Origin of the sequence: Propioniciclava soli, assembly GCF_038502305.1 — a bacterium.
Taxonomy (GTDB): Bacteria; Actinomycetota; Actinomycetes; order Propionibacteriales; family Propionibacteriaceae; genus Propioniciclava; species Propioniciclava soli.
Genome location: NZ_CP115965.1, coordinates 503569 through 526399, shown reverse-complemented (window position 1 = coordinate 526399; position 22831 = coordinate 503569). Strand labels below are relative to the sequence as shown.

The 22831-nt window shown below is 72.0% G+C and carries 22 protein-coding genes, 1 tRNA gene and 1 pseudogene; 10 read left to right on the top strand and 14 right to left on the bottom strand.

The window, feature by feature from the left end; genetic code table 11:
• Positions 1-1449, bottom strand: a complete 1449-nt coding sequence (gene dacB / locus PCC79_RS02280) for a D-alanyl-D-alanine carboxypeptidase/D-alanyl-D-alanine endopeptidase (RefSeq protein ID WP_342372881.1) — start codon at positions 1447-1449, stop codon at positions 1-3.
• A 133-nt stretch (positions 1450-1582) separates the two neighbouring features.
• Between dacB and PCC79_RS02275 the strand changes: the two are divergent.
• Together PCC79_RS02275 and PCC79_RS02270 are read left to right on the top strand one after the other, a co-directional pair.
• Positions 1583-2095, top strand: a pseudogene (locus PCC79_RS02275) (inorganic diphosphatase); the annotation flags it as partial.
• 685 nt (positions 2096-2780) lie between these two features.
• Positions 2781-3791 carry a metallophosphoesterase gene (locus PCC79_RS02270; protein WP_342372880.1) on the top strand — a complete coding sequence of 337 codons (1011 nt, stop codon included), beginning with the start codon at positions 2781-2783 and terminating at the stop codon, positions 3789-3791.
• Here the strand turns inward: PCC79_RS02270 and PCC79_RS02265 are convergent.
• Positions 3758-4078, bottom strand: a complete 321-nt coding sequence (locus tag PCC79_RS02265) for a rhodanese-like domain-containing protein (RefSeq protein ID WP_342372879.1) — start codon at positions 4076-4078, stop codon at positions 3758-3760. The genes PCC79_RS02270 and PCC79_RS02265 overlap by 34 nt on opposite strands.
• A 45-nt stretch (positions 4079-4123) precedes the next feature.
• On the opposite strand from PCC79_RS02265, the gene PCC79_RS02260 reads away from it, so the two are divergent.
• Both PCC79_RS02260 and PCC79_RS02255 read left to right on the top strand, forming a co-directional pair.
• Positions 4124-5158: an adenosine deaminase gene (locus tag PCC79_RS02260; RefSeq protein WP_232549129.1), complete on the top strand. Its 1035-nt coding sequence runs from the start codon at positions 4124-4126 to the stop codon at positions 5156-5158.
• Between the two features lie 133 nt (positions 5159-5291).
• Positions 5292-5468 carry a hypothetical protein gene (locus tag PCC79_RS02255; protein ID WP_232549128.1) on the top strand — a complete coding sequence of 59 codons (177 nt, stop codon included), beginning with the start codon at positions 5292-5294 and terminating at the stop codon, positions 5466-5468.
• 4 nt (positions 5469-5472) lie between these two features.
• Here PCC79_RS02255 and PCC79_RS02250 read toward each other — a convergent pair whose 3' ends face one another.
• The 3 genes from PCC79_RS02250 to PCC79_RS02240 all read right to left on the bottom strand — a co-directional run bounded on the left by PCC79_RS02250 (position 5473) and on the right by PCC79_RS02240 (position 8296).
• Entirely contained in the window at positions 5473-6051 is a 579-nt protein-coding gene (locus PCC79_RS02250; protein WP_332836189.1) for a DNA-3-methyladenine glycosylase, read from the bottom strand.
• Between the two features lie 71 nt (positions 6052-6122).
• The gene (locus tag PCC79_RS02245) at positions 6123-6410 is read right to left on the bottom strand and encodes a DUF2277 domain-containing protein (RefSeq protein ID WP_232549126.1); all 288 of its coding nucleotides are present in this window, start codon (positions 6408-6410) and stop codon (positions 6123-6125) included.
• Positions 6411-6469: 59 nt separating this feature from the next.
• A complete protein-coding gene (locus PCC79_RS02240; protein ID WP_342372878.1) occupies positions 6470-8296 on the bottom strand; it encodes a DUF2207 domain-containing protein in 1827 nt (608 codons plus the stop codon).
• Between the two features lie 103 nt (positions 8297-8399).
• Here PCC79_RS02240 and PCC79_RS02235 point away from each other — a divergent pair, with 103 nt between their 5' ends.
• Both PCC79_RS02235 and PCC79_RS02230 read left to right on the top strand, forming a co-directional pair.
• Positions 8400-9116 carry a PIG-L deacetylase family protein gene (locus PCC79_RS02235; RefSeq protein ID WP_232549124.1) on the top strand — a complete coding sequence of 239 codons (717 nt, stop codon included), beginning with the start codon at positions 8400-8402 and terminating at the stop codon, positions 9114-9116.
• Positions 9117-9241: 125 nt separating this feature from the next.
• On the top strand, positions 9242-9727 hold the full coding sequence (locus PCC79_RS02230) for a hypothetical protein (RefSeq protein WP_232549123.1): 486 nt from the start codon (positions 9242-9244) through the stop codon (positions 9725-9727).
• Positions 9728-9768: 41 nt separating this feature from the next.
• Here PCC79_RS02230 and PCC79_RS02225 read toward each other — a convergent pair whose 3' ends face one another.
• On the bottom strand, positions 9769-10257 hold the full coding sequence (locus tag PCC79_RS02225) for an NUDIX hydrolase (protein ID WP_342372877.1): 489 nt from the start codon (positions 10255-10257) through the stop codon (positions 9769-9771).
• Positions 10258-10490: 233 nt separating this feature from the next.
• Here PCC79_RS02225 and PCC79_RS02220 point away from each other — a divergent pair, with 233 nt between their 5' ends.
• Positions 10491-11525 carry a 3,4-dioxygenase subunit beta gene (locus tag PCC79_RS02220; RefSeq protein ID WP_232549121.1) on the top strand — a complete coding sequence of 345 codons (1035 nt, stop codon included), beginning with the start codon at positions 10491-10493 and terminating at the stop codon, positions 11523-11525.
• A 63-nt stretch (positions 11526-11588) separates the two neighbouring features.
• Here PCC79_RS02220 and PCC79_RS02215 read toward each other — a convergent pair whose 3' ends face one another.
• The 6 genes from PCC79_RS02215 to tmk all read right to left on the bottom strand — a co-directional run bounded on the left by PCC79_RS02215 (position 11589) and on the right by tmk (position 16323).
• Positions 11589-11744 (bottom strand): hypothetical protein, encoded by a 156-nt coding sequence (locus tag PCC79_RS02215; protein ID WP_342372876.1) that lies wholly within the window; start codon positions 11742-11744, stop codon positions 11589-11591.
• Positions 11739-11811, bottom strand: a tRNA-Thr gene (locus tag PCC79_RS02210). The genes PCC79_RS02215 and PCC79_RS02210 overlap by 6 nt, the downstream gene beginning before the upstream one ends.
• A 76-nt stretch (positions 11812-11887) precedes the next feature.
• Entirely contained in the window at positions 11888-13165 is a 1278-nt protein-coding gene (locus PCC79_RS02205) for an alpha/beta fold hydrolase (RefSeq protein WP_232549119.1), read from the bottom strand.
• 202 nt (positions 13166-13367) lie between these two features.
• Entirely contained in the window at positions 13368-14387 is a 1020-nt protein-coding gene (locus PCC79_RS02200; protein WP_232549118.1) for a DoxX family membrane protein, read from the bottom strand.
• A gap of 80 nt (positions 14388-14467) precedes the next feature.
• Positions 14468-15649, bottom strand: a complete 1182-nt coding sequence (locus tag PCC79_RS02195) for a DNA polymerase III subunit delta' (RefSeq protein WP_232549117.1) — start codon at positions 15647-15649, stop codon at positions 14468-14470.
• On the bottom strand, positions 15646-16323 hold the full coding sequence (tmk, locus tag PCC79_RS02190; RefSeq protein ID WP_232549116.1) for a dTMP kinase: 678 nt from the start codon (positions 16321-16323) through the stop codon (positions 15646-15648). The genes PCC79_RS02195 and tmk overlap by 4 nt, the downstream gene beginning before the upstream one ends.
• Positions 16324-16431: 108 nt before the next feature.
• On the opposite strand from tmk, the gene PCC79_RS02185 reads away from it, so the two are divergent.
• The 3 genes from PCC79_RS02185 to PCC79_RS02175 all read left to right on the top strand — a co-directional run bounded on the left by PCC79_RS02185 (position 16432) and on the right by PCC79_RS02175 (position 19460).
• Complete coding sequence (locus PCC79_RS02185; RefSeq protein WP_269779420.1) at positions 16432-17886, top strand: catalase; 1455 nt, start codon at positions 16432-16434, stop codon at positions 17884-17886.
• Positions 17887-18356: 470 nt separating this feature from the next.
• Positions 18357-18812, top strand: a complete 456-nt coding sequence (locus PCC79_RS02180) for an NUDIX hydrolase (RefSeq protein WP_232549115.1) — start codon at positions 18357-18359, stop codon at positions 18810-18812.
• A gap of 147 nt (positions 18813-18959) precedes the next feature.
• Positions 18960-19460 carry an HNH endonuclease signature motif containing protein gene (locus PCC79_RS02175; RefSeq protein WP_342372875.1) on the top strand — a complete coding sequence of 167 codons (501 nt, stop codon included), beginning with the start codon at positions 18960-18962 and terminating at the stop codon, positions 19458-19460.
• Between the two features lie 24 nt (positions 19461-19484).
• Here PCC79_RS02175 and PCC79_RS02170 read toward each other — a convergent pair whose 3' ends face one another.
• Together PCC79_RS02170 and topA are read right to left on the bottom strand one after the other, a co-directional pair.
• Positions 19485-20015 (bottom strand): VOC family protein, encoded by a 531-nt coding sequence (locus PCC79_RS02170; RefSeq protein WP_342372874.1) that lies wholly within the window; start codon positions 20013-20015, stop codon positions 19485-19487.
• Positions 20016-20172: 157 nt separating this feature from the next.
• A complete protein-coding gene (gene topA / locus PCC79_RS02165) occupies positions 20173-22830 on the bottom strand; it encodes a type I DNA topoisomerase (protein ID WP_342372873.1) in 2658 nt (885 codons plus the stop codon).
• Between the last annotated feature and the right edge of the window lies 1 nt (position 22831).

The window sequence follows — 22831 nt, the reverse complement described above, 5'->3', positions numbered from 1 at the left end:
TCAGCAGCCGCAGGACGCGAGCGCCGCGCTCGCCGCGTCCAGCCAGGCGCGGGCCGAGGTCTGCCCCGCCCCGCCGGACACCATGAACGCGAACACCAGCGGATGGCCGTCGGCGGTCACCGTGTACCCCGTGAGGGTGTTGACCCCGCGGATGGTGCCGGTCTTGGCCCGCACGACGCCGCGGCCGGCGAGGGAATCGGGCGCGGTGTAGCGCTCCGCGAGCGTGCCGGTGACGCCGGCGACGGGCAACCCGGTGGCGAGGGCGCGGAGGTCGTCGCGGGCGATGCCCAGGGCCACCGCGCGGGCCAGCGCGTCCGGGCTCACCTGGTTCGTGCCGGCGATGCCATTGCCGTCGTGCACCACCATGCCGTCGGTCCACAGCCCGAGGCGCTGGAGCTCCTCGGCCAGGACTCCGGCGGCATCCGCCGGGGTCGCGGGGCGGCCGCGCGCCACCGCCACCTGCCAGGTGAGGGTTTCGGCGGTGTCGTTGTCGGAGCGGAGCAGCGATTCCCCCACCAGGGCGCGCACCGGCGGGGACTCCACGTGGGCGAGCTCGACGGCATCACCGGGCGTGGCCGCGGGGTTGACGGCGGTCACGGCGATGCCGGCCGACCTCAGGGCCTCGGCGAAGCGGGTGGCGGCGAAGCGCGCCGGGTCGGGGTCGCGCACGGCGCTCGCCGGGTCGGGGCGCGCGTGGTCGGCCGTCAGGGCGGTGATGGGCGCCACCGAGGTGGCGAAGATGTCGGGCCACTGTGGATTCCAGGCCGGGCCGCCGAAGCGCGTGGCGTCGAAGCCAAGGGCGACCGTGCTGATGCCGCGCGCCTGCAGCGCGGCCACCGTCGCCGCGGCCAGCTCCTGCAGCGAGGCCGGCTGGGGGTGGGTGTCCGCGGGGGCCGGGGCCGTGGTGAGCAGCGGATCTCCCCCGCCGCGGAGCACGACCGTGCCGGCGTCGGCGGTGAGGAGGGCCGTGGTCGCGAAGCGGGTCTCGGGGCCGAGCACGTCGAGGGCCACCACCCCCGAGAGCACCTTCATGCTGGACGCCGGCGTCCGCACCCCGTCGCCGATCCGGTGAATCTCGGCCCCGGTGCGGGCATCCAGCACGACGCCCACGATGTCGCCCCCGCCCGGGTTGGGGATCGCGGCCAGCCGGGCCGCGACGGCGGCGGGATTGGAGGTGTCTGGGTCGGGGGTGCCTGGATCGGGAACGGGGGTGGTGGGGACGGGGGTGGCGGGGTCGGAGGTGGGGGTGACGGAGGGGGGGGGGAGGACGGGGAGGACGGCGTGCGGGGCGTCGGCCACGGGACGCGCCGCCACGTGGCCGACGCCGACCCGGGGGTCGGTGTCGAGCGCCTGCGCCACGGGGAACCGGACCACCCAGACGGCCACGCCGACCGTGAGCACGGCGATCCAGGTGACGGTCGGCCAGACCCAGCCCCGGCGACGTGCCACGCGCACCTCCTGTCGTCACTCCCGGAGGTGACGCCGGGAGGGTGACCCCCATCCTGCCACCCGCTACGCTCAAACCTGTTCTGACCCACGAGCCGAAGGAACCCCGATGCGTCACGCGTTCGAACGTCCCAAGATGAAGCCTGAACTCCGCTTCGACGTGACCGTCGAGATCCCCAAGGGCACCAAGAACAAGTACGAGATGGATCACCACAACGGCCGGATCCGCCTCGATCGCACGCTGTTCACCTCCACGCAGTACCCGAACGACTACGGCTTCATCGAGGGCACCCTCGGGCAGGACGGCGACCCGCTCGACGCGATGGTGCTGCTGCCCGAGGCGACGTTCCCCGGGGCGCTCATCGAGTGCCGCGCCATCGGCATGTTCCGGATGCAGGACGAGATGGGCGGTGACGACAAGGTGCTGTGCGTGCCGATCGCCGACATCCGTCAGCAGGGACTGCGCAACCTCACCGACCTCGCCGACCTCGCGCTGCTGGAGATCGAGCACTTCTTCTCGGTGTACAAGGATCTCGAGCCCGGCAAGTCCGTCGAGGGAGCCGTCTGGGTCGCCCGCGAGGACGCGGAGAACGAGATCCGCGCCAGCTGGGATCGCGCCCGCGGCACCGACTTCGAGAACGAGTTCACCCCGCCCCAGGGCGGCGACGCCCGCGACACCATCGGCGGCCTCCACGACGAGAAGCCCGCGGAGGGCTGAGCACCGGCCCCCGGTGGGGCCGCGACACGCACGCTTGGGTCTCAAACTCCAGGTTTGGAGCCGGAGTTTGAGGCAGGAACCGGAGTGTGAGCAGGGCCGTCGGTTCCTCCGGAGTCAGCCTGATCTCGATCAGCTCAGCTCGTCTCACGTCGCGCATTCCCCTTGCACCTGGCGCACCCCGACCTCACGTGGCGCACCCTGAGCTCACGTGGCGCGCCCCGACCTCACATGGCGATGCGGGCCTCACCTGGAGGCCCGTCCAAGGCCCGCCACGTGAGTTCCGCTGCGCCTCGTGAGTTCCCCTGCGCCACGTAAGTTCCCCTGCGCCACGTGATCACTGAGCGCGCCACGTGATCGCAGGGCGCGCCATGTGGGGCCGACACCCCCGGCAGAGCAACCGCGACACCCACACCGGATCCGGACTTGCCGGTTGTGGACCCGAACACCATCCCTGGCTTCGACGCCAACGCAGCATGGGCCCCGCTGTCGGACGCCGCCGGTGCGACAAACCCGCCCGCCCCGAGGTCGCTGCCTGATCGGCTGGGTCCGGTGCACCTCGACGCGCTCGATTGTCAGCCCCAGCCCCTACCCTGAGGCAGTGACTGAGGAGGACACGATGACCCCACCACCCCTGGATCCTTCCGCCACCGGCGGAACACCATCGAGCCCGCGGGGCCCGGCGCCCGCCACCACCGCGTCCACCGATAGCACCGCGTCCGCAGCGACTCCCCAACCCCCGCTCTCCCGGCCGCGGCCCCGCCACGTGCTGGCGCACCTGTCCGACCTTCACCTCACCGGCGACGGCTCCCGCATCGACGGCGTGGTGGACGCCCGAGCCCGTCTCACCGCCGCCCTGGACGTACTCACCACCTGGGGTGTGCGCTGCGACGCATGGGTGTTCTCCGGGGATCTCTCCGACGACGGCTCGCCGGCGTCCTACGCCTTCTTGGCCGAACAGGTCGGCGCCGCAGCGGCGACGGCAGGCGTCCGCGTGATCTGGGGCAACGGCAACCACGACGAACGCGCGGCCTTCCGGGCCGGCCTCGGGATCGGCGACGGCGTGGGACCTTCAGGTCTCATCCTGGGCGAGCACGACCTCCGCGGGCTGCGCGTGCTGACGGTGGACTCCAACGTCCCCGGGACGCCGGCGGGTCAGCTCAGCGATGAGGCCCTCAGTTGGCTCTCGGCCCGGCTCGAGCACCCCGCTGAGGCTGGCACCGTTCTCGTCGTCCACCACTGCCCGCTCCCCCAGCCCCAGGACGCCACTGAACTGTGGCCGCTCCGCAACCCCGGTGCCCTCGCCGAGGTCGTGCGCGGCACCGACACCCGCCTGATCCTCTCGGGCCACTTCCACCAGACGGGGTTCGGCACGGTGGCGGGCGTCCCGGTGGCCATGGCGTCCTCGCTGACCTACACCCAGGAGGTCGGCCTCAGCCCCGACCTGCGCGGCCAGGACGCCAACACCGGCTTCTCCCTGGTCGAGCTGTTCGAGGATTCCTTCGTCGTCACGGCCGTGCCCCTGGCCCGCGGCGAGGGCGTCCACCCCTCCATCAGCAGCGCGGACGCCCGCGCGCGACTCGCAGGCGCCGGGGATCAGCGCGGGTCTGACCCGGTGACCACCGGCTGACCGGCGGCGACCCAGCCCTGGGTGCCCTCGTCCACGGAGATCGCCAGGATGCCGTTGGCCTCCATCAGTTCGGCCATCGCGAGGCTGCGGCGGCCAGCGGCGCAAATGACGTAGACCTCGCGGCCCCGCGGCAGGTCGGCCAGGTGGGACGTGATGTCGCTCATCGGAGCGAACACCGCGCCCGGAACGTGGCCCTGCGCGTACTCGTCGGCCTCGCGCACGTCCACCACGACGGCGCCCTCGGCGTGGCGGGTGATGAAGTCGGTCAAGGGAATCTGCTGGGTCATGCCCCCATCCTGCCCGCTGGGGCGGCGGCTGGGTAGCATCGACGGATGCGCACGCTCACCGGGCTGCCGAAGGCGCACCTCCACCTGCACTTCACCGGGTCGATGAGCATTCCCACCCTGGTCACGCTCGCCAGCGGCCAGGGCGTCGAACTCCCCAGCGCGCTCGTGGACTCCGTCGCCCTCGAGGTGCCGGCCGACAAGCGCGGCTGGTTCCGCTTCCAGCGCTTCTACGACATCGCTCGCGCCGTGGTGAAGGGCGAGGACGCGCTGCGCACCGTCGTCCGGGCCGCCGCCGTCGAGGACTCCGAGGAGGGGTCGCGCCGCCTCGAGATCCAGGTGGATCCGACCTCGTACGCGGCCTCCGTCGGCGGGCTGCAGCCCGCCCTCGAGATCATCTGCGACGAGGCCCGGGTCGCGTCCGCCATCGCCGGGGTGCAGGTGGGGGTCATCGTCGCCGCCTCGCGCATCCGACACCCCTTCGACGCCCGGACGCTGGCCCGCCTCGCCGCCCGGCACGCCGGCCAGGGCCCCGGTGATGTGTGCGGCTTCGGCCTCAACAACGACGAGTGGGAGGGCGACACCGCTGAGTGGGACGGGGCATTCCGCATCGCCCGGCGTGCCGGTCTGCCCGGCGTGCCCCACGGCGGAGAACTGCGCGGCCCCGAGCACGTGCGCCAGGTCTTTCGCCACCTCGAACCGACCCGGCTGGGTCACGGCGTCCGCGCGACGGAGGATCGGGCCCTGCTCGACGAACTCGTGGCCGCGGGCGTCTCCTTCGAGGTGTGCCCGGCCTCCAACGTGCACCTCGGCGTCTACCCCGACCTGGGGGCCGTGCCCCTGCGCCGGTTGCTGGACGCCGGCGCCCGCGTCGCGCTCGGCGCCGACGACCCCCTGCTGTTCCTCTCCCGGCTCAACGATCAGTACGCCACCGCCCGCCACGTCCACGGCTGCACCGATGCCGAGCTCGCCGCGCTCGCGCGTGCCTCCATCGACGCGAGCTTCGCTGCCGACCACGACAAGCAGGCCTGGCGCACCGAGGTCGACACCTGGCTCGCGGACGAGCCAGACGCCGGGACCTGATCGCTCCACCCATCGTCACGCCCCCACCCACACCCGGATGCGCGGTCGGGCGGCGGCGTATCACGGACCGGCCTGCCGGCCTCCTGGGAGGTGTCACGAGATTCGTGACGCACACCACCGGAAGGAACCCACCATGAAGAGGATCACCGCTTGGGCCACCGCCCTGCTCATCGGCGCCGGCGTCTCGCTGCTCGGCGCCACGGCCGCCAACGCAGCCACGTTCGAGTGCCACGTGTTTCAGGACGGAACGGTCGTGTGCCGTCCCATGAAGGACGCCTCCGTCCAGGAGGACGCCTCCGTCCAGGAGTGAGCCCTCAGCGGCCGGCGGGCCGCGGGGTCCGGGCGTTGGCGTGCAGCTTGAGGGCCGACACGGAGGCCGATGACGGGTCGGTGAAGCGCCAGTCGCGCTCCCACGCCCGGGACACGTTCACGCGCGGCCCCCGGCCCACTGCGGTCGGCGGCGACCCGGCCTCCAGCCGGACGCGTCCGCCGCCCAACAAAGGCGCGCCGTTGTCGGCCGCGGCCAGGCCGAGCGCCCGGGTCAGGTTTCCTGGGCCACGGGCCAGCCACGCGTCCCGGACGCCCGGGCGCCGCTCGCGCGCTCGCTCCACCCCGGCGACGACCTCACCCGCGCGGACGAGCACCGCGCTCGCCACACCGGTCGGCCCGCAGACGATGTTGCAGCAGGCGTGGCCGTGCATCTGGTAGACGTACAGGTGGCCCGCCTCGCCGAACATGACCTCGTTGCGTCCGCTCGGCCCGCGCCACGCGTGGGACGCCGGGTCGTCGGCGCCCTCGTAGGCCTCCACCTCGACCAGCCGGACGCCCACGCCGTCGGCCCACAGCACGCAGCCGAGCAGCTCCGGCGCCACCTCGAGCGCACGCCGCGACACATCGGGCGGGACGGGCGCGTCCCCAACCCCCGCCCCCGGCCCCGCAGGGCCCGGAGCCAGCGGGTCCGACCTCACGCGGACGCCGCTGCCGGCGTCCCGAAGCGCACCTCGTTGCGGGCACGCGCCTTCGCGGCCTCGGTCTCGCGGTCCTTGGGCGGAGCGGCGGTGGACAGGGCGTCCAGCAGCCGTTGCGTCGCCGCCTCGACCTCGGCCACCGCAGCATCGAAGGCGGCTTGGTTCGCCTGCGACGGCTTGGTCATGCCGCTCACCTTGCGGACGTACTGCAGCGAGGCCGCCTCCACCTCCTCGGGGTGGGCGGGGGGCTCGAAGTTGAACAGCGGACGGATGTTGCGGCACATGCGCCCAGCGTGCCATGCCCCTGCGGCCCGGTCGAGGGCCCGGCGCGGCAACCGGCACCTCACCAGCCGCCGCCACCGCCTCCGCCGAACCCGCCGCCGCCGGAGAACCCCGACCCGCCCGAGGAGCCGGCCGTCGCCTGCGTCTGGTTGGCGACCGAGGCCTGCATCGCCGAGCTGAGGTTGCCCGACAGCGAGTTCAACGCGTTGCCGAACGAGGCGCCGTAGAAGAAGCCGGACGGGCCGATGTACCAGTCGTCCGGGGTGTACTGACCCCGGGCCGCCAGGTCGGAGAAGATCTTCACCCACCGGTCCGCGACGCCGAACACGATGGCGTACGGCAGGTAGCGCGAGAAGATGTCGATGCCCTCCTCGAAGCGGATCTGGTCGGCCTCGGCCGTCCGCAGGTACAACTCGAAGCCCTTGGCCTCGGCGAGCACCGCGGAGCCCTCGGCGGTGCGGCGTCCGAACCGATTGCTGAGCGCCATGACGAGCACACCGGTGATCAACAGCGCCAGCCCCACCAGACCCCAGCCGGCGGCGACCGCCAGGATCGCCCCGAGGATCACGCCGGCCACCGCGATGGCCACCCCGGCGAAGGCGGCGATCGTGCGGCTGTGGTTCGGCTGCTCGGCGAACCAGTGCAGGTCGCGCGTCACCCGGGCGTACAGCCGCCCGCGGGTGCCGGGCAGCAGGTCGTGGTAGCGCTTGTCCTCCAGCTCCTTCGTCGTGACCTGGTTGCCGGCGGAGAACAGCGTGTTGAGCACGTGCGCCTCGGGGCCGGTGAGGGGGTCGTCGGTGCGACGCTCGGTGAAACGCCAGCCCCGGCCGGCCTCGCTGATCTGGACGTGCCCGCGCACGGCGAGATCGATGATCGTGGCGGTGACGTCGACGTCGTCGGCCGTGGCATCCAGCAGGACGCCGACCTCGCCCGGGCGCGCGCCCTTGGGCGGGGTGAACGCCACGGTCACGGGCGCCTTGGCCAACGCGGCACCGACGGCGGCCTCCTGGCCGGGCGCGGGCCGGACGCCGGGCGTCAGGCCGAGATAGGCCTCGTCGCGGGCGCCCCGCCGCGTCCGCAGCAGCACCGCGCCCACGCCCAGCACCGTGAGGGCGGCCGTCACGAGACCGGTGGCGGGGGTGAGGGGGAACAGGTTGCCCGGGTGGTAGCGCTTCTCGAACACCGGCCCGGCTCCGACGAACGTGCCAGACGGGAAGCCTGCCACGGCCTGGAGACCCTCGCCGGGCTCCAGCAGGTCGTGGCTGTAGGTGGCCGTGGCGGCGGTGGCGTCGTGGGTGCAGGGCTCGGTGAACCCGGAGCCCCAGAAGCAGGCCGTCCGTTGGATGTTGGTCGGCCCCGAGAGCGTGAGGCTCACGTTGCGAAGCGGCACCTGCCACCCGGTGCCGACCACGTTCCAGTTCACCTCGTCCAGCCCGCTCGTCGCCTGCTGGGGCGCGATGAGCCCGCGCGCCGTGTACTCGAGGCGGTAGTTCTGGACGCCGCCGACCTCCACGTCCTCATCCCCGATACGGACGAGCAGCGAGCCGTCCTCGTGCGAGGTCTCGACGTCGGTGGGAGCGCCGGTGCTGCTGGTCACCTCGCCCAGGTCGTAGCTCACCCTGCGCCAGACGTCGGGGTTCCCCTCCACGCGTTGTTGTTCGACGAGCGCCACGAAGGGACCGTGGCCGGGCTCATCGGCGAAGTCGAAATCGAGGTCAACCGTGACGTGGGCCGTCCCGTCGGCGTCCACGCGGGCGGTCACGTCGTACCGGTTGATGGCCCAGTTGTCCTCGTCGGCACGGGCGGTCGCAGGGGCACCCGCGAACACGAGCAGCCCGAGGACGGCGGCGAGGATGCCCAGGACGGTGGCGCGCAGGGTGCGGGTCATGCGTCCACGGTAGACCAGCCCTCCGACAGTCCGCGTCCGACTCCGGTTTCGTCGAAGGTCTCGACCAGGCCGTACTGTCGGAGGCCTGATCTAGGGTGGCCCCATGGGCATCGAACGCTTCTCCGACGAGGGAATCCGGCGCGTGCTGTGCGTCGTCGCGCACCCTGACGATCTCGAGTACGGCGCCTCCGCGGCCGTCCACCACTGGACGAGCGCCGGCATCGAGGTCGCGTACCTGTTGTTCACCTCCGGCGAGGCCGGCATGCAGGCGCCGCCGGAGGAGGTGGGGCCGCTGCGTGCGGCCGAGCAGCGCGAGGCGTGTGCCGCGGTCGGCGTCGAACGCCTGACGATCCTCGACCATCCCGACGGCGTGCTGCAGCCCTCGCTCGACCTGCGCCGCGACGTCGCCCGCGAGGTGCGCACGTTCCGCCCCGATGTCGTGCTCACCACGACGTGGGCCGACGAGGCACCCTGGGGGCTCAACCAGGCCGACCACCGCGTCGCGGGCCTCGCCGCCGTCGACGGCGCCCGCGACGCCGGCAACCCCTGGGTCTTCCGCGAGCTGGTGGATCGGGAGGGTCTCGAGCCGTGGCACGTCTCCCGCCTCGTGGTCGCCGGCGGCTCCCCGCTGAGCCACGGCATCGCCGTGTCGGACGCCGACGTGGCCGCCGCCGTCGCCTCGCTCGCGGCCCACCGGGCCTATCTCGCCGACCTCCCGGACCATCCTTCCCCCGACGAATTCCTGCCGGAGATGTTGGCCGGGCAGGGCCGTGAGCTGGGCACCGACCATGCCCTGCTGGTGCGCGTGCACGACCTCTGAGGGGAATGGCGGCCGGGCCCGCCCGCGCAAGCGGGCGAGAGGGCCGTGTGACGGGGGTGTGACAATCGCATGGCGGGTGTGTGAGGGCCGGCCGATTCGGCCCCGGACGCTCCTAGCATCCCGCCATGGGAACGTTCACCACCGATCTCGCGACGCTGCGCCGCCGGGCGCGCAGCGGGGACGTGGTGCGTCCCGCCGCCTGTGCCGCGCAGATCCAGCACCTGCGCCAAGCCGTGCGCTTGGAGCTGGGCGTCTGCCTGCCCCGCTCCTACGCCTCCTTCCTCGCCGAGTGCAACGGCTTCAGCGTGGGTGGATTCCACGTCCTCGGGGTGGACGCCGAGATCGCGGCCGACACCTCCCCGCTCGCCGCCGCCGGTTTCGCCGGCTGCCTGGCCACCAACCGGGCCCACGAACGGGCCCGCCTGACCACCCGCCTGCCCCACCGCTTCCTCGTCGTCGCCGCCAACCGCGACCACGTCTGGGGAATGAAGGAGGAGGGGTCGTTCTGGCAGATCGAGGCGCTGACCCGCCGCGAGGTGCAGCGTTACGCCGACGGGGACGCCATGCTCCACGCCCTCGCTCGCGGCGAGGCGTGCCTGGAACGGATCTGACGGCGCCGCGGTCGGCCGCCGACCCGGCGCGGCGTCCGGTCTCAGCTCGGGAGTGGCCCGAGGCCGCACTCCGGCTTGTTGCGGATGGCGGCGGCGAGGACGGCGGCGTGGCGCCCCTCGACCGCGGGGAGGGCGTCCTCGGGGAAGAAGCCGACCTCGGTGTTCTCCCCATCGGCCGGGGCCGGCTCGCCCGAGACGTAGCGGCAGCGGAACGTGAAGTTGATGTACTGCGTCTGGTCGCCGTTGGCGTACGTGACCACGTCCGTCACATCGACCCACACCAGCCGTTCGATCTCGGCGACGACGTCGGCCGCCTCGGCGACCTCGCGGAGGGCAGCATCGCCGGGGTGTTCCCCCGGATCGATGATGCCGGTCACCGGCGTCCAGGAGCCGTTGTCGGCGCGGCGGGCCAGCAGCCATTCCGTACCAGCGTCGGTCTCACGGTGGACGCAGGCCGTCACCCCCGAGAGCCACAGCGGCATCGTCCCGATCTTCTCGCGCAGGTCGATGATGAAATCGGGCGTGGCCATGCGGAACTTCCCCTCGGGCGACGATGCGAGCCATCCCTCGGACGCCGCCGGTCACGGCTCCCCGCGGGACGCTCGCGGCAACGCTCTGCACCCTACCCGCCGGGCTTCGGGCGGGCCCGCCGTGCGCGGCGTCCGCCCTGCCCGGAGCATCCACAGGTGCCGCACAGCCGGCGCGCAGGTTCGCACCCTAGCGTGGGGGATGTCAGCACACACCACAGGAACAAGGACCCGTGATGAGCCCCCTGTTCTCCCGACCGACCCGCCCGTTCCCGCCGGCCTCCGAGCATGAGGGCCAGCCCACCACCGACACCGATCGCACGTACGAGGGCCGCCGCCTCACCCGCCCCCAGGAGGAGCTGGTGGACCAGGGGCTCACCTTCGACATCGCCACCTTGGCCACCCGCCGTCGCTTCCTCGGTGTCATCGGCGCCGGAGCGGCGACCACCGTCCTGGCTGCGTGCACGAGCGGCACCACGGCCACGACGACCACTGCGGGAACGTCCACCGCGCAGACCACGACCACCCCGGACGCCACGGCGAGCACGACCGCGTCCAGCACCGATGAGGAGATGCCGACCGAGACGGCCGGCCCCTACCCGGGGGACGGCTCAAACGGCCCCGACGTCCTCGACATCACCGGGGTCGAGCGCAGCGACATCCGGTCGAGCATCGACGGCAACGGCGTCGCCGCCGGGGTGACGGTCACCCTCACGATGAACATCATCGACATGGCCAACGACGACGCCCCCTTCACCGGTGCCGCTGTGTACCTGTGGCAGGCGGACGCCTTGGGCCAGTACTCCATGTATTCCGACGCCGTCACCGAAGAAACCTATCTCCGCGGCGTCCAGGTGGCCGGTGCCGAGGGAACCGTGACCTTCACCACGATCTTTCCCGGGTGTTATGACGGACGCTGGCCCCACATGCATTTCGAGGTCTTTCCCGATGTCGCCTCCATCACCGACGCGACCAACAATGTCCTCACCTCGCAGATTGCCATGCCGGAGGACGAGTGCTCGGCGGTGTACGAGGATTCCCGCTACACCGAGTCGCCGGCCAACTTCGCCAACGTCACGCTCGCGACGGACAACGTGTTCTCCGACGGGTGGGACATGCAGCTGCCCACGATCAGCGGCAGCGTGGCGGACGGGTACACCATGAGCATCGACGTACCCATCGACACCACGACCGAGCAGGAGGCTGCGAGCGCTCCCGCCGCCGGCGGCGGTCCCGGCGGTGACGGAACCCCGAGGGGCACCCAGCCGTGAGAGGCGTCCCGGTGCCCTGAGGGCACCGGGACGTCGCACGTCTCAGGGTGACACGCGCCTTCCTCAGGGCGACAACTTCTCCCCGGGGGACGCGACCGGTCCGGCCGGCGCGGCCAGGGGCTGCAACCGGTCGCGATACCGGCGGGCGGCGTCCAGATCGGCCGGGGCCGGTTCCGCGACAAACAGGTTCACCGCGTGGGAGGGCATGAAGAGAGCCACCTAGCAGATTCGAACTGCTGACCTACGCATTACGAGTGCGTCGCTCTACCAACTGAGCTAAGGTGGCGCGGCCCGCCGGGCCGGTGCACAACTATAGCCGTGAGGTCGCCCCGGGTGAAACCGGGGCGAGGTGGCGACGGGCGTCAGGCGCAGCTCGTTCCCTCGCCGGGCACCGCCGCGTCGGCCAGGAGCCCCACGACCACGGCGTCCACGCACGCCGAACCGCGCCGGAACGCCACGTGACCGTGGCCGGGTGCCTCGACGAGCACCGATCCGGGCAACGCCGCGGCCAGCTCCTGCGACCAGGGGAATGGCGTCACCGGGTCGCCGGGGGCGCCGATGACCACCACCTCACCCCCCGGTGTGGCGGGCAGGGGCAGCGGCTCGGCCGGAGCCGCCGTCCACCCCACGCACAGGAACGGCGAGCCCATCGCGTGACCCAGGATGGGCGCCACGGCCTGCTCGTCGGCCCACCGCTCCTGCGCGAGCGTGGCGGAGCGCACGTCGTCGTCGGCGCAGTACGTGGCAGTGAACCCGGCCAGCATGCTCGTGTGCGTGCCGTCGGGGCGGCGTCCGGTCTGGGCGTCGGCCGCCTGCAGCAGCGGCGCGCCGTCGCCCGCCTCGGCCGCGGCGAGGGCGTCCGCCAACGTCGACCAGCCGCCCTCGCCGCTACCGAGGATCGTCACGATCCCGCTCGTGGCGAGGCTCTGGGTCAGGGTGCGGTCTCCCACGGCCAGCGGGGTGGCGTCCAGGTCGCCCAGCAGGGCAGCGACGCGAGCCGAGGCGTCCGGGCCGAGGGGGCAGCCGGACGCCGCGCACCACGCCGAGAACGCGGCCAAGCCGCTCTCAAAGGCGAACGCCTGCGGCACGCCCGGCGGACGCCGCGGCTCGACGCCGGCGTCCAGCACCAACCGGCCAACGCGGTCGGGGTACAGCGCCACATAGGCCGCGCCGATCGCGGTGCCGTAGGAGGCGCCGTAGTAGGTGAGCCGCTCCTCGCCGAGGGCCTCGCGGAGCAGATCGAGATCCGCCGCGGTGTCACGGACGGACAGGTGGTCGATCAGGTCACCCGTCAGGTCACGGCAGGCGCGGGCGAACGCCGCGTTGCCGGCTGCCAGCGCGTCGACCTCCTCGGGGCTGTCGGGCGACCCGTCGAGCCCCAGGTACGCGTCCGCAGCCGCGCCAGAGGGGCATTGGGCCGGGGTGGAGGCACCGATCCCGCGCGGATCCCAGCCCACGATGTCGTAGCCCTCGAGACCGGCCGTCGGGAAGCCGGCTGCGAAGGTCCGGCCCGAACCACCCGGCCCGCCGGGGTTGACGAACAGCGTGCCCACGGCGGGCTGCCGGCTGGCGGGGACGCGCGTCAGCGCCAGCGTGATCGCGGGTCCGTCCGGGGCGGCGTGGTCGAGCGGAACGTCCACCGCAGCGCACTCACCGTAAGAACACGGCTCCCACACCGGCGTGGGGGCGGATGCCGCGGGCTCGGCCGAGGGCGTGGGTTGCTGGCTGGCCGGGGTATTGGGTTGGGATGCCGGCTGGGGCGAGGTGCCGGTACACCCCGCAACCGCGACGAGCGCGGCCACCAGGGCCGCGCTCGTGCGTGCCCGCAGCGCGGGCACCGGATCAGACCTCGCGCGCTTCGCGCTCGGCGGCACGCCGGGCGCGGAAGCCGCGATCGACAGCCCAGCCGCCACCACCGGTGAACAACAGCAACACCCCGACCGCCGCGAGCAGCAGCTCCAGCTCGCCGGTGAAACCGGATTCACCAGGGACGAACGGGTTCCAGCTGCCCCACAGCACGAACGCGAGGGCCCCGCCCGCGATCAGCAGCACGCCGAGGCCAGCGATCCGGGTCATCAGGCCGAACACGAGCGCGATCGCGATGGCCACCTCGGCCGCGCCGATCACGATGGCCATGATCGAGGGGTACGGAATCATCGTCTGGCCGATCATCGCCGTCGTGCCCGGCAGGTTGAGCAACTTCTGGACGCCGTGCACGCCCATGATGGCCGCCACGACGAGGCGGAGCAGGAACAGCCCGAGCGAGGGGCCGAAGCGGTCCGTGCTGCGGCGGGTGACGATGCGCTCGGTGACGACCTGCTCCGTGACGACGGGTGCCACACCAGCCGCCTCCGAGCGCTGGGCGGCGAGCCCGGGATCGGGCTGGGGGGCGGGCGCCAGGGCGGCCAGCCGCGCCTCACGCCGGGCGTTGCGCTCCGCCTGCAGCCGCTCCCGCTCGGCGCGAACAGACTCGCTGCTCGCGTGCGGCACCGCACCGGCACCGGCAACCGCCGGGGCGACGTCGCCCTCCCCCGCGGGAACCGACGCCGCCGTGGCGCCCCCCTCGCTGCGGTAGAACGTGTCATCGCGGTCGTCCCACACGGGCTGGTCGTCCAGGCTCCGCGGCTCGTGGTCGCGATGGTCGGGGTCGTCGCCCTGTGGGGCGGCGTCCTCGAACGTCCCGTGCGCGTGCGCGCCGGCGTGGGCGTCGCGCTCGTCCCGGAACGCATCGGTCATGGCGTATTCCTGGGTGGCGTCGGAGTCCTGGTGCTCACGCGGCGTCTCGGCATACTCACTCTCGTACGTCACGTGCGATTCATCGCCGGGCTCGTACGGGCTGGCGGGGTGGCGTTCGTCGGCCATGGGGAAGTCCTTCGCTGCGGGTCAGAAGCCTTTCCATCGTCCCAAACGTGGGCGGCGATCCCCCGCAGCGACACGGCCGGTCAGGGGGCATGCAGGCTGATCATCAACGACTCCAGCGCCAGCTGGGGGGCGACGTTGGTCTCGAGAGCTTCGCGACAAGCCAGGATGGCGTCCAACCGCCCAATCGTCTGCACCGGGGTGCTGCGCCCGGCGAGGGCCTGCAGATCGGTCAGCAGATCGGCGTTGATCAGGCGCGCGGTGCCGCCGGTCTGCAGCGCCAGCACGTCCCGGTAGTAGCTGGTGAACTCCGTGAGCACCCGGTCGAGCGCGTCACGCTGCAACCGCTTCGTGCGCGCCTTCTGCTGCTCCTCCAGGTCCTTCAGTGCGGCGGCCGCATTGCGGGGCCTGGTGCCACGGGTGCCGACGCCGAGCGCCTCGGACAGCTCGGCCTTCTCGCGGGCGTCCACGTCCTGGGTCGCCTGCCCGGCCTCCTCGCTCGCGGCGTCGACGACGTTGGCCGCGGCCTGCAGGCACTCCCCCAGCGTCGTCAGCGCGGCGGGGATGCGGAGCACCTCCGCGCGGCGGCGGCGCGCGTCCTCATTGCGGGCCAGCACGCGGGCCCGCCCGATGTGCCCCTGGGCCACGCGGGCGGCGTGGGCGGCCATCTCGTACGGGATGCCGTCCCGGCGCGTGAGCAGTTCGGCGACCGCCTCGTCCGAGGGCGTCGCCAGCTCCACGCGGCGGCACCGTGAGCGGATGGTGACCACCACGTCGTCCGGGGTGGGGGCGCAGAGCACCCACACCGTCCTGGCCGCGGGTTCCTCGACGGCCTTGAGGAGCGCGTCCGCGCCGCGCTCGGTGACGCGGTCGGCGTCCTCCACCACGATCACCTGGGCCCGCCCCAGGGTGGGCGACATCGCGGCGCGTCGCACCAGTTCGCGCACGTCATCGACACCGATCGAGAGCTGCTCGGTGCGCACGAGCGTGACGTCTGGGTGCGCGCCGGACAACGCGGTGCGGCAGGCGCGGCACTCCCCGCACCCGCCCCGCTCGCACTGCAGCGCTGCGGCGAACGCCTTCGCCGCGTTGGAACGCCCGGAACCGGGCGGGCCGGTGACGAGCCAGGCGTGGGTCATCGCGTGCCGCTCGCCCGCGACGGCGCGCCGCAAGGTCTCCACGGCCCGCTCCTGCCCCACGAGCTCGGCCCAGACGCCCTCCCCGACCGGTGGCGTGGCGGTTGGTGTGACCGTCGATGTGCTCATGTGCTGAGTCTGCCGGGGGCGTCCGACAGTTTCGGGTCGGACGCCGCCCGGCCGGACGCGTCCGGGCCGAGCAGTGCGGCGACGCGCACGCGGACGGCGTCCGCGATGGCCTCGCGGGAGTCGCGCGCGGGCAGGACGAGGTAGCGGGCGGGGTCGCGCTCCGCGAGGGCGAGGAACCCGGCGCGGACGCGGGCGTGGAAGTCCCCGCCGGCGGCCTCCATGCGATCGGCGTCCGCGATGCCGGCCAGGCCGAGGGTGGGGTCGAGGTCGAGCAACACGGTGAGATCGGGGCGCAGGTCGTCGGTGGCCCAGCGATTGACGCGTTCGACCTCCGCCAACTCCAGGACGCGGCCGGCCCCCTGGTAGGCCAGGGTCGAGTCGACGTAGCGGTCCGACACGACGACGGCCCCGCGCGCGAGGGCGGGCCGGACGAGGGCGTCCACGTGCTGGGCCTTGTCTGCGGCGAACAGCAACGCCTCGGCACGCGGTGAGAGGTTCTCGGTGGCGCGGCTGAGGAGGATGCGGCGAATCTGCGCATTGACCGGGCCGTCCCCGGGCTCGAAGGTGCGGACGACCTCACGTCCCCGGCTCGTGAGCCAGGCGGTCAGCAGCTCGGCCTGGGTCGACTTGCCGACGCCGTCGCCGCCCTCGAACACGATGAAGATGCCCCGCACGCAGGCCATCCTAAGCTCACGAGGGGGAAGGAATGTCGGTGCGGGGGTGTTCACTGGTTGAGGGCTGGTTCGCACGGCCAGCCGGACCCGATTCGAGAGGACCCATCGATGACGCACTCGCAGACCACGGGCGGCGCACCCGCCGAGAGCGATGCCCATTCCCTGAGTGTCGGACCCAACGGCCCACTCCTGCTCCACGACGTCCACCTCGTCGAGACGCTCGCCCACTTCAACCGCGCGAACGTGCCCGAGCGGCGTCCGCACGCGAAGGGCGCCGGGGCATTCGGCCGGTTCACGGTGACGCAGGACGTGTCGCGGTGGACGAAGGCCGCCGTCTTCGCCCCCGGCACCGAGACGAAGACGCTGCTGCGCTTCTCGACCGTCGCGGGTGAGCTCGGCTCCCCCGACACCTGGCGCGACGTCCGCGGCTTCTCGCTGCGGTTCTACACGACCGAGGGCAACTACGACCTCGTCGGCAACAACACCCCGATCTTCTTCGTGCGCGACCCGATGAAGTTCCCGCACTTCATCCGCAGCCAGAAGCGGCTGCCCGACAGTGGCCTGCGCGACGCCACCATGCAGTGGGACTTCTGGACGCTGTCGCCGGAGTCCGCACACCAGGTGACCTATCTCATGGGTGACCGTGGCCTGCCGCGAACGTGGCGTCACATGAACGGCTACGGCTCGCACACCTACCAGTGGGTCAACGAGGCGGGCGAGCGGTTCTGGGTGAAGTACCACTTCCACACCCAGCAGGGGATGGAGTTCCTCACCAACGACGAGGCCGAGGCCGTGGCCGGCGGCGACGCCGATTACCACCGGCGCGACCTGTTCGACGCCATCAAGCGTGGTGAGCTTCCGAAGTGGACGATGTCGGTGCAGGTGATGGGGTACGAGGAGGCCAAGACCTACCGCATCAACCCGTTCGACCTCACCAAGGTGTGGCCGCACGAGGACTTCCCCCTGCACGAGGTGGGCGTCCTGGAGCTCAACGAGAACCCCACGAACTTCTTCGCCCAGATCGAGCAGGCGGCGTTCGCGCCGTCGAACATCGTGCCGGGCATCGGGTACTCCCCCGACAAGATGCTCCTCGGCCGGGTGTTCGCCTACGCGGACGCCCACCGCGCCCGGGTCGGTACGAACTTCCACCAGCTGCCGGTCAACCAGCCGCTCGGTGTCGAGGGCGGCATCGAGGGGGCCAACCACTGGATGTTCGAGGGCAACATGACCTACCACCACAGCGGTGACCAGCCCGTCTACGCCCCGAACTCCTTCGGCCGCTCGTACTCCGAGTGGCAGGGCGAGGTAGCCGAGGGCTGGGAGTCCGACGGTGCGATGGTGCGCGCCGCGTACACGCTGCGGGAGGACGACGACGACTTCAGCCAGCCCGGCAAGCTGGTGCGTGAGGTCTTCGACGACGCGGCGCGCGACCGGCTCGTCGAAACGCTGACTGGGCAGCTCAAGGCGATCACCGACGAGGGGGTTGCCGACCGCTTCATGTGGTACTGGACCTCCATCGACCCCGGCGTCGCCTCGCGCGTGCAGGCCAACGTCCAGGGCTGACCTGCTTGCCCCGGGCGCGACCCGCAGATCGCGTCCGGGGCTGAGGTTGGCCAGAGCGGCCCCCACCCGGTTTCGGGTGGGGGCCGTTGGCGTGGGGGGTGTGCGCTGGGCCGTCTTGCTGGGAGTGGCTCGGCGACGATGGCGAGCGCCGTGGCGGCCCCCCACCTGGCGGAGTGCCGTGCACGTGGCGTACCTGAACCGCACGTGGCGCAGTGCAGCTCACGTGGAGGGCCTTGCACGGGCCGCCAGGTGAGCTCCACTGCGCCACGTGGGCGGCCGGTGCGCCACGTGGGTGGCCGGTGCGCCAGGTGGGGTGGAGGTGCGCCAGGTGGCGTCGAGGTGCGCCACGCGCCCCGTCCATCATCACGATGCCCTCGCGAGACGATCACCGGCCGGTGCCGGCGCCTCGACGACGAGGGTGCCCGTCCGTCCTGTGACCCGGTCGCCTCCTCGCCGTCTAGGGTCGAGGTGTGCACATCTTCGTGGTGTCCTGCACCTTGGTGAATCCGTCCGGTGAGTTGCTCGTCGTCCGCAAGCGGGGGACGTCGGTGTTCATGCTGCCCGGTGGCAAGGTCGAGGCCGGTGAGACCCACCTCGCCGCGACCCTGCGGGAGGTGCGCGAGGAGGTGGGTCTCGACCTCGAGGCGGACGCCGTCGCGCTGCTCGGCACGTGGTCGGCGCCGGCGGCGAACGAGCCGGGGTGGACGATCACCTCCGACGTCTTCACCGCTCCCCTGCCGGGTGAGCCACGGGCCTGCGCAGAGATCGATGAGATCGCCTGGGTCTCGTTGGACGCCGACCCGGGCGCCGGCGTCCCCCTGGCGCCACTGCTGACCCAGCATGTGTTGGCGGCCCTCGGGCGGCGCACCGGGCCCCGCGACACGCTCACTTGGGGCTCAAACTCCGCCTCCGGAGGCGGAGTTTGAGCCCCAAGTGAGCGTGTCGGCGCAGGCCAGCACCCGACCCACCCCCCAGGTAAGCTCTCCAAACCACGAATCGATGAAATCCACCGGAGGGACGCCGTGTCGCTGCGACGCCAGGAGAACGCACAGATCTACTTTGAGAAGCGCTTCTTGAGCAGTTCAGGTCGGGTCGTGTTCAGCGCCTCACCCCAGCGCAATTTCGAGGTCGGCCTGATGACGCGCGACGAGTTCAACCGCTACATGTCCCAGCAGCAGACCTACCCGGTCAAGATCGGCTCCTGGGGTGATCGCTCCTACTGGATGTTCGAGAACCGCTTCTACTGGGACAACGACGGCCTGACCGCCGCGGGCGTCCACGCGCTGCTGGTGACGCGCCGCGAACAGCAGGAGCGCCGCGTCCGTCACGCCCAACAGAGCGTCGCTCAATCGAGGACGTCTCCCCCGCAACGTCGATCCGCGATCCCGGACGACGTCAAGCACTACGTCTGGAGCCGCGACGGTGGACGCTGCCGCGCCTGCGGCTCCGACGTGGAACTGCAGTTCGACCACGTCATCCCCGTTTCCCGGGGTGGCTCGTCGAACGCCGAGAATCTCCAAGTGCTGTGCGGCCCCTGCAACCGCCGCAAGCGGGCCGGCCTCACCGTCACCTGACCGGCGCCACCAGCGTCACCGGCGCTATCCCGCGCGCGGAGGCGTCCAGACCTCGGCCTCACTGTCGTCGGGGTAGTAGTGCCCGGACGGGATCGTCTGCAGCTCGATCAACGTCCCCCAGGGTGCCCGCACGTAGACGCTTCCGTTGCCGGGGGTGTCCTCGTAGCGGCTGTTGGGGTGCACGGCAGAGAGTGCCTGACCGCCGGCGTCCACCAGCCGACGCAGCGAGCCCTCGATGTCATCCACATAGAAGGACAGGTGGTTGAGCCCCAGGTCGGCCAACCCGACCGCCGCTCGCTGAGGGCCCTCGATCTCGAACAGCTCCAGCGACGGGCCGGTTCCGGCCACGATCATGCGCTGCCGGCGGATCTTGGCCCCCGGGGGCAATCCCAGCTGCTCCTCGGTCTGCGCCCCGCACCGCGGCTCGTCGTCGCGCGTCAGACCGTCGTAGGCCACCTTCGCGCCCAACCCGGCCTTGAAGAACCGCGTCGCCTCCTCCAGGTCCGGCACCGTGATGCCGATGTGGGTGATTCCGCGGGGCAGGGCGTCAGTCATGGCCGCATCGTACGTCCGCGGACCCAACAGCGGCGACACGCTCGATGTGGTCTCAAACTCCGCCTCCCAAGGCGGAGTTTGAGACCGAAGTGAGCGTGTCGGCGCCCCCCTGGCGCCCCGCTGGCGCCCCGCTGGCGCCCCTACGCCGCCGCGGAGGCTACTTCTTCGTCGTCCGGCGACGGGTGGTGGTCTTCTTGGGGGCCGGGCCCTTGGCACGCTTCTCCGCCAGCAACTCGGCGGCGCGCTCCAGGGTGATGTCCTCCACCGAGTCCACCTTGCGCAGCGTGGCGTTGAACTCGCCGTCGGTCACGTACGGCCCGAAGCGGCCGTCCTTCACCACCACCGGTTTCCCCGACGCCGGATCGGCCCCCAGCTCCTTCAGCGGGCCAGCCGCGGCACGGCGTCCCCGGGTCTTCGGCTCGGCGAAGATCGCGGTCGCCTGCTCCAGCGTGACCGTGAACAGCTCCTCCTCCGTGGCCAGCGAACGCGAGTCGGTGCCCTTCTTCAGGTAGGGCCCGTAACGACCGTTCTGGGCCGTCACCGGCTCGCCGTCGATCTCACCGACGACGCGCGGCAGGCTCATCAGCCGCAGCGCGTCCTCGAGCGTCACCCCGTCCAGCGTCATGTCGGAGAACAGCGACGCCGTGCGCGGCTTGGCCGCCTTCGGCGCGTCCTCGTCCAGCACCTCGGTGACGTAGGGGCCGAAACGCCCGTTCTTGGCCACGACGCGGTGCCCCGAGTCGGGGTCGACGCCGAGCTCGCGCTCCATGCCGGCCGGGGTCGCCAACAGCTCCAGGGCCTTCTCGACCGTCAGTTCGTCAGGAGCCAGGTCGTCGTCCACGTTCGCGCGGCGCCCCTCGGCGTCCTCGATGTAGGTGCCGTAACGGCCGACGCGCACCGCGATGCCGGAGTCCTGCCCGGCCACCGGGTGGAACGTCGAGAGCATCCGCGCATCGATGTCACCCAGCTCGCCGACGAGCTTCTCGAGCCCCTCGTAGCCCTCCGAGCCGTAGTAGAAGTCCTTCAGCACGTCGAGGCGCTGGGCGTCACCGGCCGCCACCTCGTCCAGGATCTCCTCCATCTGCGCGGTGAACTGGTAGTCCACCAACCGCGAAAAGTGCTCCTCGAGCAGCCGTGTCACCGCGAACGCCAGCCACGTCGGCACCAGCGCCGAGCCCTTCTTGTACACATAGTCACGGCTCGTGATCGTCCGGATGATCGACGCGTACGTCGAGGGACGGCCGATCTCCAGCTCCTCCAACTTCGCCACCAGCGACGGCTCGGTGTAGCGCGACGGCGGACGGGTGTCGTGGGCCTCGGCCGTCACGTCCTCCACCGCCAACGCGGCGCCGGACGCGAGCTGCGGCAGCCGCGCGGTGGCGTCGTCGGAGTCGTCGCCCTCCTCGGTGCCGGCCACGTAGGCGCGCAGGAACCCCGGGAACGTGATCGTCCGCCCGGACGCCGTCAGCGTCGCATCGCCGACCGACACCAGTTCGCCGGAGGTGACGTTCGCCACCTCGACCGGCTCCCCCAGGTTCGCCGTCATCGTGATCGTCACCGTCTGGCCCTCGGCGTCACGCATCTGCGAGGCGATCGTCCGCTTCCAGATCAGGTCGTAGAGGCGGTAGGCATCACCCGCCAGGCCTGTCGCCTGCGGCGTCCGGAACTGGTCACCGGCCGGCCGGATCGCCTCGTGCGCCTCCTGGGCGTTCTTCACCTTCGAGGTGTACGTGCGCGGCTTCTCGGGCAGGAAGTTCGCCCCGTACAGCTCGGTCACCTGGGCCCGGGACGCCGCGATCGCCGTCCCCGAAAGCGTCACCGAGTCGGTACGCATGTAGGTGATGAAACCGCCCTCGTAGAGCTCCTGGGCCACCGACATCGTCCGCTGCGCGGTGAACCCGAGCTTGCGGCCCGCGTCCTGCTGCAGCGTCGTGGTGCGGAAGGGCGGGTAGGGACGCCGCGTGTACGGCTTGGCTTCCACCCCATCGACCACCACGGACGCCGCGCGCAGCCCGGACGCCAGCGCGTCGGCCCCCGCCAGGTCGAGGTGCAGCGCCTGCTTGGCGGTGAGCTGACCACCGGCGTTGAAGTCGCGGCTGCCGGCGATGCGCAGCCCGGCGGCCGCGCTGACGCGGGCGCTGAACTGGCGCGGGTCGGCGTCCGGCCCCGCATCGAGCAGAGCCGTGAGGTCGGCGTAGTTGGCCGAGCGGAACGCCATGCGCTCGCGCTCGCGGTCGACCACCAGGCGCGTCGCGACCGACTGCACCCGGCCGGCCGACAGCTTGGGCATGACCTTCTTCCACAGCACGGGGCTGACCTCGTAGCCGTAGAGACGGTCGAGGATGCGGCGGGTCTCCTGGGCGTCGACGAGATCGGTGTCGAGGTCGCGCAGGCTGTCGGCCGCCGCGCGGATCGCCTCGGGCGTGATCTCGTGGAAGACCATGCGCTTGTACGGAACCTTCGGCTTGAGCTCCTGCAGCAGGTGCCACGCGATGGCCTCGCCCTCGCGATCCTCATCGGTGGCGAGGATGAGTTCGTCGACGCCCTTGAGCTTCTCCTTCAGGTCGCGGATAGTGGCCTTCTTCTCGGGGGAGACGACGTACAGCGGCTCGAAGTCGTCCTCCACGTTGACGCCGGTGCGCGCCCACTTCTGTCCCTTGTACTTGGCGGGCACCTCGGCCGCGCCCGTCGGCAGGTCGCGCACGTGCCCGCGGCTCGACTCGACCACGTAGGAGGTGCCGAGAACCTGGGTGAGGGTGCGCGCCTTGGTGGGTGACTCGACGATCACGAGGCGGCGATGCGCTGCGGTGGCCACG

Bases quoted from the DNA above. Each gene is read 5' to 3' on its own strand.
- PCC79_RS02195 (WP_232549117.1), bottom strand. From the start codon at position 15,649: ATGAGCACATCGACGGTCACACCAACCGCCACGCCACCGGTCGGGGAG.
- PCC79_RS02225 (WP_342372877.1), bottom strand. From the start codon at position 10,257: ATGGCCACGCCCGATTTCATCATCGACCTGCGCGAGAAGATCGGGACG.
- PCC79_RS02235 (WP_232549124.1), top strand. From the start codon at position 8,400: ATGGGCATCGAACGCTTCTCCGACGAGGGAATCCGGCGCGTGCTGTGC.
- PCC79_RS02230 (WP_232549123.1), top strand. From the start codon at position 9,242: ATGGGAACGTTCACCACCGATCTCGCGACGCTGCGCCGCCGGGCGCGC.
- PCC79_RS02245 (WP_232549126.1), bottom strand. From the start codon at position 6,410: ATGTGCCGCAACATCCGTCCGCTGTTCAACTTCGAGCCCCCCGCCCAC.
- PCC79_RS02255 (WP_232549128.1), top strand. From the start codon at position 5,292: ATGAAGAGGATCACCGCTTGGGCCACCGCCCTGCTCATCGGCGCCGGC.
- PCC79_RS02170 (WP_342372874.1), bottom strand. From the start codon at position 20,015: ATGACTGACGCCCTGCCCCGCGGAATCACCCACATCGGCATCACGGTG.
- PCC79_RS02220 (WP_232549121.1), top strand. From the start codon at position 10,491: ATGAGCCCCCTGTTCTCCCGACCGACCCGCCCGTTCCCGCCGGCCTCC.
- PCC79_RS02240 (WP_342372878.1), bottom strand. From the start codon at position 8,296: ATGACCCGCACCCTGCGCGCCACCGTCCTGGGCATCCTCGCCGCCGTC.
- PCC79_RS02185 (WP_269779420.1), top strand. From the start codon at position 16,432: ATGACGCACTCGCAGACCACGGGCGGCGCACCCGCCGAGAGCGATGCC.
- PCC79_RS02270 (WP_342372880.1), top strand. From the start codon at position 2,781: ATGACCCCACCACCCCTGGATCCTTCCGCCACCGGCGGAACACCATCG.
- PCC79_RS02260 (WP_232549129.1), top strand. From the start codon at position 4,124: ATGCGCACGCTCACCGGGCTGCCGAAGGCGCACCTCCACCTGCACTTC.
- PCC79_RS02265 (WP_342372879.1), bottom strand. From the start codon at position 4,078: ATGACCCAGCAGATTCCCTTGACCGACTTCATCACCCGCCACGCCGAG.
- PCC79_RS02200 (WP_232549118.1), bottom strand. From the start codon at position 14,387: ATGGCCGACGAACGCCACCCCGCCAGCCCGTACGAGCCCGGCGATGAA.